General features: G+C 68.6%; 13 protein-coding genes. 8 read left to right on the top strand and 5 right to left on the bottom strand.

The window, feature by feature from the left end; all coding sequences use genetic code 11:
• Nucleotides 1–14: 14 nt before the first annotated feature.
• From DEU35_RS02765 to DEU35_RS02785, 5 genes are all read right to left on the bottom strand, one after another.
• Entirely contained in the window at nucleotides 15–1,292 is a 1,278-nt protein-coding gene (locus DEU35_RS02765) for an ABC transporter permease (protein ID WP_116238545.1), read from the bottom strand.
• The gene (locus DEU35_RS02770) at nucleotides 1,289–2,617 is read right to left on the bottom strand and encodes an ABC transporter permease (protein ID WP_103206554.1); all 1,329 of its coding nucleotides are present in this window, start codon (nucleotides 2,615–2,617) and stop codon (nucleotides 1,289–1,291) included. Before DEU35_RS02770 ends, DEU35_RS02765 begins: the two co-directional genes overlap by 4 nt.
• Nucleotides 2,614–4,131 (bottom strand): ABC transporter ATP-binding protein, encoded by a 1,518-nt coding sequence (locus DEU35_RS02775; RefSeq protein WP_116238546.1) that lies wholly within the window; start codon nucleotides 4,129–4,131, stop codon nucleotides 2,614–2,616. Before DEU35_RS02775 ends, DEU35_RS02770 begins: the two co-directional genes overlap by 4 nt.
• Before the next feature lie 210 nt (nucleotides 4,132–4,341).
• On the bottom strand, nucleotides 4,342–5,415 hold the full coding sequence (locus tag DEU35_RS02780; RefSeq protein WP_103207067.1) for a BMP family protein: 1,074 nt from the start codon (nucleotides 5,413–5,415) through the stop codon (nucleotides 4,342–4,344).
• Between the two features lie 256 nt (nucleotides 5,416–5,671).
• Complete coding sequence (locus DEU35_RS02785) at nucleotides 5,672–6,790, bottom strand: mannose-1-phosphate guanylyltransferase (RefSeq protein WP_103206556.1); 1,119 nt, start codon at nucleotides 6,788–6,790, stop codon at nucleotides 5,672–5,674.
• Between the two features lie 214 nt (nucleotides 6,791–7,004).
• Between DEU35_RS02785 and sdhC the strand changes: the two genes are divergently transcribed.
• From sdhC to DEU35_RS02825, 8 genes are all read left to right on the top strand, one after another.
• Nucleotides 7,005–7,439: a succinate dehydrogenase, cytochrome b556 subunit gene (gene sdhC, locus DEU35_RS02790; RefSeq protein ID WP_013583715.1), complete on the top strand. Its 435-nt coding sequence runs from the start codon at nucleotides 7,005–7,007 to the stop codon at nucleotides 7,437–7,439.
• On the top strand, nucleotides 7,439–7,897 hold the full coding sequence (locus tag DEU35_RS02795; RefSeq protein ID WP_103206557.1) for a succinate dehydrogenase hydrophobic membrane anchor subunit: 459 nt from the start codon (nucleotides 7,439–7,441) through the stop codon (nucleotides 7,895–7,897). Before sdhC ends, DEU35_RS02795 begins: the two co-directional genes overlap by 1 nt.
• Before the next feature lie 46 nt (nucleotides 7,898–7,943).
• A complete protein-coding gene (gene sdhA, locus DEU35_RS02800) occupies nucleotides 7,944–9,773 on the top strand; it encodes a succinate dehydrogenase flavoprotein subunit (protein WP_116238547.1) in 1,830 nt (609 codons plus the stop codon).
• A gap of 1 nt (nucleotide 9,774) precedes the next feature.
• Nucleotides 9,775–10,560, top strand: coding sequence for a succinate dehydrogenase iron-sulfur subunit (locus DEU35_RS02805; RefSeq protein WP_103206559.1), 786 nt, complete (start codon nucleotides 9,775–9,777; stop codon nucleotides 10,558–10,560).
• Nucleotides 10,561–10,689: 129 nt separating this feature from the next.
• Entirely contained in the window at nucleotides 10,690–11,889 is a 1,200-nt protein-coding gene (locus tag DEU35_RS02810; RefSeq protein ID WP_180993366.1) for a YihY/virulence factor BrkB family protein, read from the top strand.
• A 61-nt stretch (nucleotides 11,890–11,950) separates the two neighbouring features.
• Nucleotides 11,951–12,799, top strand: coding sequence for an exodeoxyribonuclease III (locus DEU35_RS02815; protein WP_103206560.1), 849 nt, complete (start codon nucleotides 11,951–11,953; stop codon nucleotides 12,797–12,799).
• A gap of 102 nt (nucleotides 12,800–12,901) precedes the next feature.
• Nucleotides 12,902–13,906 (top strand): tryptophan--tRNA ligase, encoded by a 1,005-nt coding sequence (gene trpS / locus DEU35_RS02820; RefSeq protein WP_103206561.1) that lies wholly within the window; start codon nucleotides 12,902–12,904, stop codon nucleotides 13,904–13,906.
• A 193-nt stretch (nucleotides 13,907–14,099) separates the two neighbouring features.
• Entirely contained in the window at nucleotides 14,100–14,657 is a 558-nt protein-coding gene (locus DEU35_RS02825) for a GNAT family N-acetyltransferase (protein WP_103206562.1), read from the top strand.
• Nucleotides 14,658–14,692: the final 35 nt, after the last annotated feature.

Below are 14,692 nucleotides of genomic sequence, written 5' to 3' on the forward strand. Positions count from 1 at the left end.
AAGGGAAGGGGGGGTCAGCCCTTGATGTAGGGCTTTCCGGCGGCTGCGGGGCCCCGGATCTGGCCGGCGAAACCCGCCACCGCGATGATGGTCACGATGTAGGGCAGCATGAGCATGAACTCGCTGGGGATGGGGGTGCGCAGCACCGTCAGCAGGTTCTGCAGGTTGGTCGCGAAACCGAACAGCAGCGCGGCGAGCGTCGCGCGGATCGGGTCCCAGCGCCCGAAGATGACGGCGGCGAGGGCGATGAAGCCGAGGCCCGCGGTCATCTCCTTGGTGAACTGACCCACCGACACGAGGGTGAAGTACGCACCTCCGATACCGGCGATCGCCCCGGCGAGCGAGACGTTCCAGAAGCGGCTCGCGTTGACCTTGATGCCGACGGTGTCGGCGGCCTGGGGGTGCTCGCCCACGGCGCGCAGGCGCAGGCCCCATCGCGTGCGGTACAGGCCCCACGCGACCACCGCGACGACGGCGTACATGAGGTAGACGATGAACGTCTGGTTGAACAGCACCGGTCCGATGATCGGGATGTCCCCCAGCAGGGGGATCTCGATGCGGGGGAAGCGTTCCGGGCGGTTCAGCACGTCCTCGTTCGGGACCAGCAGCGCGCCGTAGAGGAAGCCGGTGAGGCCGGTGACGAGCACGTTCAGCACGACACCGACGATCACCTGGTCGACGAGGTACTTGATCGAGAAGGCCGCGAGCACGAAGGCCACGAGGACGCCGCCGACCATGGCCGCGACGAGACCCAGGAAGGGGTTGCGGGTGAGGGATGCCACGAGCGCGGCGCTGAACGCCCCGAACAGGAATTGCCCCTCGATGGCGACGTTCACGACACCGACCCGCTCGCCGATCACTCCGCCGAGGGCACCGAAGATGAGCGGGACCGAGAGCGAGAGCGCTCCGAACAGCAGCCCGGTGACGGGAACGAGGCCGTCGGCCGCCGCCCACACGAGGAAGGCGAACACGGCCAGCGCGCCGAAGGCGATCGGCAGCCACAGCGGGGTGCGGCGGTAGCCGACCGCGTCCCAAACCGACCAGGCGGCCAGGAGCACGAGCAGCACGAGCACGCCCCAGCTGGTGATCGCGGTGGGCACCGCGACGCTGCCGAGGTCGATGTTCGAGGCCGGATCGCCGAGGCGGAAGGTGCTCTGCCCGTCACGCGGGACGAGGGCGAACAGCAGGGCGAGCAGCACGGTCACGACCGCCAGGCTCACGGCCAGCTTGATGTGGCGCACGCGCACCGTGGTCAGCTGGATCGCGTCATCCGCGAGATGCGTCGCGGTCATGCCGCCACCGCCTTCTTGGCCGCCTTGGCCCGGTCTTTGGCCGCGCGCTCGGCCTCGCTCTTGGGGAGGAAGAAGATCGTGCGCACCAGCGGCGGGGCCGCGATGAAGAGCACGATGAGGGCCTGCACGACGAGCACGATGTCGACGGGGATCCCCTGCGACGCCTGCATCGTGAACGAACCCGACTTGAGAGCCCCGAACAGGATGCCGGCGGCGAACACGCCCCACGGACGACTGCGGCCGAGGAGGGCCACGGTGATGGCGTCGAAGCCGATGCCGGAGTCGATGAGACCGTCGAAGCCCGTGGTCACCGCGCCCTGGATCTGATTCATACCGGCGAGACCCGCGAGACCTCCCGCGAAGAGCATCGCGTAGACGTACATGCGGGGCACCGAGATGCCGGCGGCGCGAGCCGCGTGCGGGTTCTCGCCCACGGCGCGCAGGCGGAAACCGAGGCTCGAGCGCTCCATGAGCCACCAGACGAACACGGTGGCGATCACGACGAGCACGAAGCCGAGGTCGAGAAGGGGGAACTGCGGCCCGAGGAGCTTGGGGAACTGGGCGTTGGCGGGTGTTGCCGCCGAGATCGGCTGGTCGCCCGCGGGACGCTGCAGCAGTCCCGGGGTGCGCACCATCCACGTCACCAAGTAGTAGGCGACGTAGTTGAGCATGATCGTGAGGATCACCTCGTGCGCCCCGGTGCGCGCCTTCAGCAGGCCGACGATGCCGCCCCAGATCGCTCCACCCGCGATACCCGCGACGAGCGTGAGCGGCAACTGGATGATCATCGGCAGGTTGAGGTTGAAGGTGATGAGACCGGCGAAGGCGCAGGCGATGAGGATCTGACCGCGCCCACCGATGTTGAACAGTCCCACCCGGAACGCGAGGGCGACGCCGAGACCGGCCGCGATCAGCGGAGCCGCGAACCCGAGAGTGTTCGTGAGCGGGCGGATCTGCGCGCCGAAGTCGGAGACGCGGGAGTTGAAGACCGCACCGCGGAACAGCGCCTCGTACCCGCCGTAGACGGAGTTCCAGATCGCGCCCAGCATGTCGCCGGGCCGCGCGAAGAAGTAGCCGGAGGTCTCGCGCACCTGGTCATTCGTGGCCGCCATCAGGATGCCACCCACGATCATCGCCGCGACGACGGCGAGGAGCGTCGTGATCCACGACGAACGCAGCAGCTCGGTGAGGAACTGGTTCGTGCGGGGCGGCGCGGGCGTCTCGGCCGGGCTGTGGCCGGTCAACGGCCCCGATGCGGTCGGCAGCTGCTCGGGCGGGAGACCTGCGTCCCCGGTCGCGCCCGTGCTCGGGTTGTGGCCGCTCACGCTGTCTCCTCCGCGGGCTGCTCGCCCGCCATCATGAGCCCGAGGACCTCGCGCGGGGTGTTCCCCGGCACGATGCCCACGATGCCGCCGCGGTACATGACCGCGATGCGGTCGCCGAGGGCGGCGATCTCATCGAGCTCGGTCGACACGACGATCACGGGCACGCCCGCATCGCGCGCGGCGACGATCTGCTTGTGGATGAATTCGATCGAGCCGACGTCGACGCCGCGGGTGGGCTGGGCGGCGACGAACAGCTTCAGGGGACGGCTCATCTCGCGGGCGATGACGACCTTCTGCTGGTTGCCGCCCGAGAGGGTTCCGACCGGGGTGGATGCCGACTGGGTACGGATGTCGTACTCCGCGATGCGGTCGCGAGCGAAGGCGGTGAGCGCGGCGCGCTTGATCGTGCCGCCGGAGACGAACGCGGAATCGGAGGAGCGGTCGAGGATGAGGTTCTCGGCGACGGAGAAGCCGCCCACCAGTCCGTCTTCCTTGCGGTCCTCGGGAACGAATCCGACGCCCGCGTCGAGGATCGCGCGCACGCTCTTGCCCACGAGGTCGGCGCCGTCGAGGTCGACGGTGCCCGTCACGCCCTCGGCGAGACCTACGATGGCCTCCACGAGTTCGGTCTGACCGTTGCCCTGGACACCGGCGACAGCGAGGATCTCGCCGGGCCGCACGTCGAGGTCGACGTCGTCGACGACGACGGTGCCGTCCGCGGTCACGACGCGCAGGTTGCGCACCGTCAGACCGCCGGATGCCGCCGCCTTCGGTGCGTCCTTGACGACGGTCAGCTCGACGGCGCGCCCCACCATGAGCGAGGCGAGCTCGCCGTTGCTCGCCGTGGGCTCGGCCTCGCCGACGATCTTGCCGAGGCGGACGACCGTGATGCGATCGGCGACCTCGCGCACCTCGCGGAGCTTGTGCGTGATGAACACGATGGACGTGCCCTCATCGCGCAGCTGACGCATGATGCCCATGAGCTCGTCGGTCTCCTGCGGAGTGAGCACGGCCGTGGGCTCGTCGAACACGAGCACCTTGGCATCCCGGGACAGGGCCTTGATGATCTCGACGCGCTGCTGCACGCCCACGGGCAGGTCACCGACGAGGGCGTCGGGGTCGACCTCGAACCCGAAACGCTGCGCCACGTCGCGGACGTGTTTCCGAGCCGCGTTCAGGTCGAGCGCACCCAGGGCCTTGGTGTTCTCGTGACCGAGCATGACGTTCTCGGCGACGGTGAAGACGGGGATGAGCATGAAGTGCTGGTGCACCATGCCGATACCCGCGGCCATGGCGTCGCCGGGGCCGCGGAAGCGCTGGACGACGTCGTCCAGCAGGATCTCGCCCTCCTCGGCCTGATACAGGCCGTAGAGGACGTTCATGAGTGTGGATTTACCGGCACCGTTCTCTCCGAGGAGAGCGTGGATCTCACCAGACTGGACGACCAGATCGATGTGGTCGTTCGCAACCAGGGACCCGAACCGCTTGGTGATGCCGCGGAGCTCGAGCTTCATGCTGTGCACCCTATTCGAAGACGTTAAGAAGACGGAAAGAAACCGCGGTCCCTCGGACTCCTGGTCCGAGCGACCGCGGTTGATTCTCTGGGCCTCACGGCCGCGGCCGCCCGGACTCCTGGTCCGAGTGACCGCGGCTGATTCTCTGGGCCTCACGGCCACGGCCGCCCGGACTCCTGGTCCGAGCGACCGCGACGCGAGACGTGCTGCTTACGGCGAGCTGGGCGAGGTGACCTTCAGCGAGCCGGAGACGATCTGCTCGCGCAGAGCCGACAGCTCGTCCTGCAGACCGGCAGGCAGGGTGAACTTCGAGTTGAAGTCGGCCAGGCCGACGCCGTCGTTCTCGAGGGTGCCGACGTACGGCGTCACGTCGAAGTCGCCCTTGGCGGCCTGCGTGACCGAGTCGTACACGGCGGTGTCGATGCGCTTGAGGATCGAGGTCAGGACCAGGTCCGACACGTTCGGGTCGGCCTTGGCCAGGTCGGAGTCCACACCGAGCATGACGCTCTTCGAGCCGCTGTCGCGGATCGCGTCGGCGGCGCTGCTGTAGATCGGGCCACCGACGGGCAGGAGCACGTCGACGCCCTGGTCGAGCAGACCCTGAGCGGCCTGCTTGGCCGCGTCATTAGCGGCGAACGCACCGGTGAACGAGCCGTTCTGCGCGGCGACGTCCCAGCCGAAGGTCTGGACGCTGGCGCCCTTGTCCTCGTCGTACTTCTTGACGCCGTCGACGAAGCCGTCCATGAAGATGGTGACGGGCGGGATCGGGATGCCACCGACGGTGCCGACCTTGTTGACGCCGTTCTCGGCGGAGTAGGCGGCGGCGGCGTATCCACCGAGGTAGGCGGCCTGGACGGTGTCGAACAGCAGCGGCTTGATATTCGGCGCGTCGGTCTTGCCGTCGTTGTCGGTGTCGGCACGGTCGTCGATGATCGCGTACTGCAGGTTCGGGTTGGCCTTGGCCGACGCGACGGTGTCGGCGCTGAGCTTGAAGCCGACCGCGACGATGAACGTGCAGCCCTCGGCGACGAGGTTCTCGAGGTTCGGGGCGTAGTCGTTGGCCGAGCTCGACTCCACGTCGATCGCCTTGACGCCGAGCTCCTTGGCGGCCTTGTCGATGCCTTCCTTGGCCGACTGGTTGAACGAGCGGTCGTTCCAGCCGCCGTCGTCCGAGATGATGCAAGGGGTGAAGCCCTCGACGAGGTCTCCCCCGGCCGCAGCGGTCGAGCCGTTGCTCTCGGGCGCAGCGCCGCAACCGGCGAGCAGCACGGCGGCGCCGATCATGGCGAGGCCGCTGACGACGGCCTTCTTCGTGGTCTTCACGAATGGTCCTCCAAGACGGATGCCCCCAACGGGTTTGAGGGACGATCCCGTCACGTTACCTACTGTGTCGCCGCGCTTGCGTGCCGGGACCCCCCGCGCGCGCCAATGGTTACAAAGACGCAATCTCGCGTCACGCCCCCGCCACACATCACGCCAAACGAGAGACCGGATGCCACGAAGTGTGGCATCCGGTCTCAGAACCTTTCGAGCGTCGGCGCTAGAGGACGTCGCCTCGACCCGTGAGCTTGAGCGCGTCGACGACGCCCTTCACGCGCTGGGCGTTCTCGCTCGTGGTGACGAGCAGGGCGTCCGGCGTGTCGACCACGACGATGTCGCGCACGCCGATGAGGCTGATCACGCGCTTCGTCTGCGAGACGACGATGCCGCTGGAGGCGTCGGAGAGCACGCGCGCGTCCTCGCCGAGGATCGCGAGCTCGTTCCGACCCCCCGAGGAGTTGAGCTTCGACAGGCTCGCGAAGTCGCCCACGTCGTCCCAGTCGAAGTGCCCCGGGATGACCGCGAGGCGGCCCTTCTCGGCGGCGGGCTCGGCCACCGAGTAGTCGATCGCGATCTTCTTCAGGCCCGGCCAGATGCGGTCGACGGCGGGGCCGCGACGGTCGCGGTCGTCCCACGCCTCGGCGAGCTCGAGCAGACCCGCGTGGAGCTCGGGCTCGTTGACGGCGAGCTCGGCGAGCAGGACGTCGGCGCGGGTGATGAACATGCCCGCGTTCCAGAGGTACGCCCGGTCGGCGAAGTACTCCTTCGCCGTGTCGAGGTCGGGCTTCTCGACGAAGCGCTCGACCAGGTAGGCCTCGGGGGCGCCGTCGACGATGAGCTCGCCGGCCTGCTTGATGTAGCCGAATCCGACGGACGGCTCGGCGGGCTGGATGCCGATCGTGCAGATGTATCCCTCGCGCGCGACCGCGACGGCCTGGCGCACGGCGAACTCGAACTGGCGGGTCTGCCGGATGACGTGATCGGCCGCGAACGAGCCGATGATGACGTCGGGCTCACGACGGACGAGGATGGCCGCGGCGAGGCCGATCGCGGCCGAGGAGTCGCGCGGCTCGGACTCGAGGAAGACGTTGTGGTCGGGCACACCCGGAAGCTCGCGCTCGACGGCGGCACGGTGGGCACGGCCGGTGACGACCGCGATGCGCCCCTCGCCCGAGAGCGGGGCGAGCCGGTCCCAGGTGTCGCGCAGCAGGGTCTGCCCCGACCCGGTCAGGTCGTGCAGGAACTTGGGCGCGTCGGCGCGCGAGAGGGGCCAGAGGCGGCTGCCGATCCCTCCGGCGGGGATCACGGCGTAGAAGTCGTCGATAGCGGGGTCTGCCATGGCTCCGACCCTAGCGGTCGCACCTGCGAGCACACGGAGGCTCCGCACGGGCCGGCGCCGACGCGAGCGGCATCCGCAGATATCTCGATATCGAGAGAGTCTTAGGCGGCCCTAATCCCCGCCGTTCATAGGCCGGACGTAGTATTCAGTGGCGCCCGTGTGACGCTGGGAGCCCGTGCGGGCCCCACACCGTGTTCGATCAGGGAGGACGACCGTGTCAGCACCAGCACGTGCCACGCCGTCGGTGAAAGAGACCACCTCGAAGAGGCCCCGCGGCACTCTCTACCGGGGCCGCGAAGGCATGTGGTCGTGGGTTCTGCACCGCATCACCGGTGTCGCCATCTTCTTCTTCCTCCTTGTGCACATCCTCGACACGGCGCTCATCCGCGTCTCCCCCGAGGCCTACGACGCGGTCATCGGCACCTACAAGAACCCGATCATGGGTCTGGGCGAGGTGGCGTTGGTCGGCGCGATCGCTTACCACGCGTTCAACGGCCTGCGCATCATCCTCGTGGACTTCTGGCCCTGGGCAACGCGCCACCAGCGCCAGCTGTGGTGGGGCGTGCTCGGCCTCTGGGTCGTCACCATGCTCGGTTTCACGCCGCGCCACCTCATCAACGTCTTCAGCGCCGTCACCGGGAGCCACTGATGTCCGTCGCCCAAGAAGCCGCCACGATCCCCGCGCCCCGCACGCCCAGCGTGCGCAAGAAGGGCTCGAACCTCGAGAAGTGGGGCTGGATCTACATGCGCGCCTCCGGCGTGCTGCTGATCGTCCTGATCTTCGGCCACCTCTTCGTCAACCTCATGACGGGCGAGGGCATCCACCAGATCGACTTCGCGTTCGTCGCGGGCAAGCTGGCCTCGCCCTTCTGGCAGTGGTGGGACGTCCTGATGCTGTGGCTGGCCCTCATCCACGGCGCCAACGGCATGCGCACGATCGTCAACGACTACGTCGGCAACGCCACCGTCCGCAAGATCCTCATCGGGTCGTTGTGGGCCTCGGCCGGATTCCTCATCCTGCTCGGCACCCTCGTCGTCTTCACCTTCGACCCCTGCCTCGGTGTGACCGAGAGCAGCTCCCTGTGGGACGTGTGCCAGGCGGCGTGAGCCGACGGCATCCCTCCTTTCCCCTGACAGCAGAGGTATTGCACACGTGAGCACTCAGACCGCTTCGGACTCGATCGTCAAGGACGGCGTCCACTACCACCAGTTCGACGTCGTGATCGTCGGCGCCGGCGGCGCCGGGATGCGCGCGGCCATCGAGGCCGGACCCGGCGCGAAGACCGCCGTCATCTCGAAGCTGTACCCCACCCGCTCGCACACCGGTGCGGCGCAGGGCGGCATGGCGGCGGCGCTCGCCAACGTCGAGGAAGACTCCTGGGAGTGGCACACCTTCGACACCATCAAGGGCGGCGACTACCTCGTCGACCAGGATGCCGCGGAGATCCTCGCCAAAGAGGCCATCGACGCCGTCATCGACCTCGAGAACATGGGCCTGCCGTTCAACCGCACGCCCGAGGGCAAGATCGACCAGCGTCGCTTCGGCGGCCACACGGCCGATCACGGCAAGACCCCCGTGCGTCGCGCGTGCTACGCCGCCGACCGCACCGGCCACATGATCCTCCAGACGCTGTTCCAGAACTGCGTCAAGCTCGGCATCAACTTCTTCAACGAGTTCTACGTGCTCGACCTCATCACGGTGAAGGATGCCGCGGGCAAGACGCAGGTGGCCGGCGTCGTCGCGTACGACCTCGCCACCGGTGAGCTGCACGTCTTCCAGTCGAAGGCCGTCATCTTCGCGACCGGCGGGTTCGGCAAGATCTTCAAGACCACCTCGAACGCCCACACCCTCACCGGTGACGGCGTGGGCATCGTCTGGCGCAAGGGCCTGCCGCTGGAAGACATGGAGTTCTTCCAGTTCCACCCGACCGGCCTCGCCGGTCTCGGCATCCTGTTGACCGAGGGTGCGCGCGGCGAAGGTGCGATCCTGCGCAACGCGAGCGGTGAGCGCTTCATGGAGCGCTACGCCCCCACCATCAAGGACCTCGCCCCCCGTGACATCGTCGCCCGCTGCATGGTGCAAGAGGTCGCAGAGGGCCGCGGCGCCGGTCCCCACCGCGACTACGTGCTGCTGGACTGCACCCACCTGGGCGCCGAGGTCCTCGAGACGAAGCTCCCCGACATCACCGAGTTCGCCCGCACCTACCTGGGCGTCGACCCGGTCGTCGAGCCCGTGCCGGTCATGCCGACCGCGCACTACGCGATGGGCGGCATCCCCACCAACATCAAGGCCGAGGTGCTCGCCGACAACGACACGGTCGTTCCTGGCCTCTACGCCGCCGGCGAGTGCGCGTGCGTCTCGGTGCACGGCTCCAACCGCCTGGGCACCAACTCGCTGCTCGACATCAACGTCTTCGGCAAGCGCGCCGGCCGTAACGCCGTCGAGTACGTCAAGACCGCCGACTTCGTGCCGCTCCCCGAGGACCCCGCCGCGGAGGTGCGCGGCCTCATCGAGGACCTGCGCAACAACAGCGGCACCGAGCGCATCGCGGTGCTCCGCAAGACGCTGCAGGACGAGATGGACAAGGGCGCGCAGGTCTTCCGTACGCACGAGTCCCTCGCCCACGTCATGGACGTGATCGCGGACCTGCGCGAGCGCTACAAGAACATCCACGTCGACGACAAGGGCAAGCGCTTCAACACCGACCTCCTCGAGGCCGTCGAGCTGGGCTTCCTGCTCGACCTCGCCGAGGTCGTCGTGTACTCCGCGCAGAACCGTGAAGAGAGCCGCGGCGGTCACATGCGCGACGACTTCCCCACGCGCGACGACGAGAACTACATGCAGCACACCATGGCGTACCTGTCGGGCGACCCCCACTCGTCGCACCCGGCCGATCACATCGAACTCGGCTGGAAGCCCGTGGTGTTCACCAAGAACGAGGCCGGGGAGCTCCGCTACCCGCCGCTGGAGAGGAAGTACTGAGATGGCATCCACCGTCATCGAACAGGTCGACACCTCGGACGAGGTCGCGGAGACCCCCGAAGACACCGGGATCCAGTCGTTCCTGGTCACCTTCAACATCCGCCGCTTCGACCCCGAGGTCGACGACGAGCCGCGCTGGGTCGACTACGACGTGGAGCTGTACTCCACCGACCGCGTGCTCGACGCGCTGCACAAGATCAAGTGGGAGGTCGATGGTTCGCTGTCGTTCCGCCGCTCGTGCGCGCACGGCATCTGCGGTTCCGACGCGATGCGTATCAACGGCCGCAACCGCCTGGCCTGCAAGACCCTGATCAAGGATCTCGACATCTCGCAGCCGATCTACGTCGAGGCGATCAAGGGGCTCCCCCTCGAGAAGGACCTCATCGTCGACATGGAGCCGTTCTTCGCCTCCTACCGCGAGGTGCAGCCCTTCCTCATCTCGAACTCGAAGCCCGAGCCCGGCAAGGAGCGCGTGCAGTCGATCGTCGACCGCGAGGTGTTCGACGACACCACCAAATGCATCCTGTGCGCCGCGTGCACCTCGTCGTGCCCCGTCTTCTGGACCGACGGCCAGTACTTCGGCCCCGCCGCGATCGTCAACGCGCACCGCTTCATCTTCGACTCGCGCGACGACGCCGGAGACGTGCGTCTCGACATCCTCAACGACAAAGAGGGCGTGTGGCGCTGCCGCACCACCTTCAACTGCACCGAGGCGTGCCCCCGCGGCATCGAGGTCACCAAAGCCATCGCCGAGGTCAAGCAGGCCGTCCTCCGCGGCGGTCGCTGACCCCTCCCCCTCGCGAACGGCGGGTGCGCTTCGGCGCCCCGCCGTTCGGCGTGAGCGGCCCTGACATCCCGGATGCCGTGAGCTCTGCGCGACGCGGGTGTCACGGCATCCATTCATTAGGCTTTCCCGGTGACCGAGACCCGCCACGACCCGCGGCCGCTTCCCGCGGTGCGCGACGACGACGCGTCGCTGCGCGACCGGCTCGAGGCGGCGCAGACCGCCGTGCGCGAGCGCCTCGACCAGCCGATCGCCCGTGCGGCTCGGATCGCGCAGTGGTTCCCGATCCGGGTCTGGCGGCACTTCCTGCAGCACAACGGGTTCCTGCTCGCCGCGGGCATGAGCTACCAGGGGCTGTTCGCCGTGTTCTCGGCCCTGTACCTCGCCTTCGCCGGCGTCGGCATCTGGCTCGGCGGCAGCAAGACCGCGATCGACGGCCTCATCCACATCGTCAACAGCTACATCCCCGGCATTATCAGCGAGAACGGCCTCGTCGACCGTGACCAGGTCGAGGCCGTCGCTCAAGAGAGCGGTCGACTCCTCACGATCACGGGTGTCGTGGCCGTCGTGGTGGTCGTGTGGACGGCGATCGGGTTCGTCACGTTCACCCGCCGAGCCGTACGCGATACTTTCGGCCTCCCCTTCGATCTGCGCAACTACGTGCTGCTGAAGGCCCGCGACTTCGTCGCGTCGCTCCTCTTCGGCATCGCCCTCCTCGTGGGCGCGCTGCTCGGTTCGATCACCACCGGTGCCGTCGACCTGGTGTTCGGTTTCATCGGGTGGGATCGCGAGACCCTCGGCTGGTCGGTCGGCGCGCGGGTCGTGTCGCTCGTCGTGGCCTTCGGCGTGAACACCGTCGCGCTCGCCTCGCTGTTCCGTTTCCTCACCGGCACGACCCTGACCTGGCGACGCACGTGGCCGGGCGCGATCGTCGGCGCCACGGGCATGGTCGTGCTGCAGGTCGCCGCCGGCTTCCTCTTCGTCTACACGCCGTCGAACCCTCTGCTGGCCACCTTCGCCGTGCTCATCGGGTTCCTGCTGTGGTTCCGCTTCATCGGGATCGTGATCCTCGTCTCCGCCGCGTGGATCGCCGTGTCCGCGAGTGACCGCGACGTTCCCCTGCGCTCCCCCGAGGACCGACTCGCGATGGAACAGGCGGCCCTCGTCATCGCCGCCCAGGTCGGGGTGCGCGAGGCCGAGAAGCACCTCGCGATGTCGCGGTGGCCGTGGCGCTGGCGCGCGAAGCGCGCCCTCCGCTCGGCGGAGAAGCAGCTGGCACGGGCCCGGGCCGACGTCCCCGCGCCGCGTCGGGTGTCGCTCATCCCCGACTGAGCAGTACCCCGCCACCGCCGCGTGCGACCTCGATGTCGGAGGCCTTCGTTAGGCTCGACGGGTGGCTCGTTCCGTACGCATCGTCTCCGTCAACGTCAATGGCATCCGTGCCGCCGTCCGCAAGGGCATGACCGAGTGGCTCGACGCCTCGGGCGCCGACATCGTGGCTTTGCAGGAGGTGCGGGCGACCGCCGAGCAGCTGGCTGAGGCCCTGCCGGGGTGGGAGATCGTCAACGACGAGGCGCTGCAGAAGGGCCGCGCGGGCGTGGCGATCATCAGCCGCCTCCCCGGTGTCGAGACCCGCACGCACCTCGGTCCCGAGCCGCTCGACGCCTCCGGCCGATGGATCGAGACCGATTTCGACATCGACGGCGAGACCGTCACGATCGTCAGCGCCTACGTGCACAGCGGCGAGGTCGACACCCCGAAGCAGGATGCCAAGTGGTTGTTCCTCGATGCCATGGAACGCCGCCTCGTCGAGCTCAAGGCCGAGCGCGAGCTGGCACTGGTGGTGGGCGACCTCAATGTCGGTCACCGCGAGCTCGACATCAAGAACTGGCGGGGCAACCGCAAGAACGCGGGCTTCCTCCCCCGTGAGCGCGCGTACTTCGACCGCTTCTTCGGACCCGAGGGCGAGCAGGTCGAGGGCGTCGACGGTTCGACGGGCGCGGGCCTGGGCTGGATCGACGTCGGGCGCCACGCCGTCGGCGAGGTCGACGGGCCGTACACGTTCTGGTCGATGCGCGGAAAGGCCTTCGACACCGACAGCGGCTGGCGCATCGACTACCACGTCGCCACGCCCGCCCTGGCCGAGCGCGTCACGTCGTACAGCGTCGAGCGCGCCCCCTCGTACGACACTCGCTGGAGCGACCACGCCCCCGTCATCGTCGACTACACGCTCGGGGCCTGAGGCCGGCCGAGGCGGGGCGTCCGTCGGCATCCCTCCCCCGTCTCACCTCGGCGCACGGATCCCTCGGCGAACGCCCGGCCGCCCGACGCCTAGGATCGAGGGGTGACCCAGCAGCGCCTCTACTCCGGAATGCAGCCCTCCGCCGACAGCCTCCAGATCGGCAATTACATCGGAGCCCTGCTGCAGTGGCGCGACCTCCAGGACGAGTACGACGCCTTCTTCTCGGTCGTCGATCTGCACGCCCTGACGCAGCCCGGCGACCCCGCCGAGCGCCGCGAGAAGACCCGCCGCACCGCCGCCCAGTACATCGCCGCCGGCATCGAGCCCTCGCGCTCGACCCTGTACGTGCAGTCGCACGTGCCGGCGCACGCCGAGCTGCAGTGGGTGCTCTCGACCCTCACCGGTTTCGGCGAGGCCGGGCGCATGACCCAGTTCAAAGACAAGTCGGCGCGCTACGGCACGGATGCCACCAACGTCGGCCTCTTCACCTACCCGGTGCTCATGGCCGCCGACATCCTGCTGTACCAGACCGATGTGGTGCCCGTCGGCGACGACCAGAAGCAGCACATCGAGCTCACGCGCGATCTCGCCGAGCGCTTCAACCAGCGCTTCGGCGAGACCTTCACGGTGCCCAAGCCCGTGATCCGACGTGAGACCGCCCGCATCTTCGACCTGCAGAATCCGACGTCGAAGATGTCGAAGTCGGCCGAGTCCGACGCCGGTGTGCTGTGGCTGCTCGACGACCCGAAGGTCAGCGCGAAGAAGATCATGCGCGCCGTCACCGACTCCGAGGGCGCGGTGCGCTTCGACCGCGACGAGAAGCCGGGCGTCTCGAACCTGCTGGTGATCTACTCGGCCCTGACCGGCCGCGAGGTCTCCTCGATCGAAGACGAGTACGCCGGTCGCGGCTACGGCGACTTCAAGAAGGGCCTCGCCGAGGTGGTCGTGAACGAGTTCGAGCCCGTGCGCACCCGCGCCCTCGAACTGCTCGACGACCCCGCCGAGCTCGACCGCGTGCTGGCGGTGAACGCCGGCAAGGCGGCATCCGTCGCCGAGAAGACCCTCACGGATGTGTACGACCGGATCGGTCTGCTGCGCCGCGGCTGACCCCTCCCCTCCGACGCCCGCGCGACCTCTCGGCTCGTGCGGGCGTCGTCGTCCGCGCCGCCGGGGCGGGCGCATCGGAATCGGATAACCGCACCGCAATCGGATGCCGGGGCTCATGGCATCCGATTCCGACGCGTTTCTCCGACACCGAGGTGGGGCGAGACCCGTCCGCCGCCGCCGGTAGCGTGGCCGCATGGAACCGGAGATCCTTCGCACCGCCCGCCTCGAGCTGTCGGCGCCGCGCGTGAGCGACGTCGCCGTCATCCACGAAGAGTGCCAGGATGCCGCGATCCAGCGGTTCACGACGGTGCCGTCACCGTATCTGCTCGCCGATGCGGAAGCATTCGTCGAGCTCGCGCACGGCTGGTGGGCCGAGGGGTCGGAGGCGACGTGGGCGATCCGGCTCGAGCAACGCCTCGTCGGGATGGTGGGCCTGGCCAAGCTGCCGAGCGGCGCCCCGGAGATCGGGTATTGGGTGTCGTCGACCGTGCGGGGGCGCGGCATCGCGAGCGAAGCGGCTCGAGCCGTGGTCGACTGGGCCTTCTCCCCCGAGCGTCCGGAACTGGCCCGCATCGAGTGGCGCGCCGTCGTCGGCAACCTCGGGTCGGCGCGCGTCGCGCGCTCGCTCGGCTTCCGCTACGAGGGCCTGCTGCGGCAGGCGCACGTCAATTCGCTCGGCCGGTCGGACCTGTGGGTGGCCGGTCTGCTGCGTACCGACCGGCGCGACCGGCAGCCCTGGCCCGTGATCTAGGCCGGCCGCAAGGCCCGACCGGATGTCGGGGGTCG

This window comes from Microbacterium sp. AG157 (assembly GCF_003385695.1).
Classification (GTDB): Bacteria; Actinomycetota; Actinomycetes; order Actinomycetales; family Microbacteriaceae; genus Microbacterium; species Microbacterium testaceum.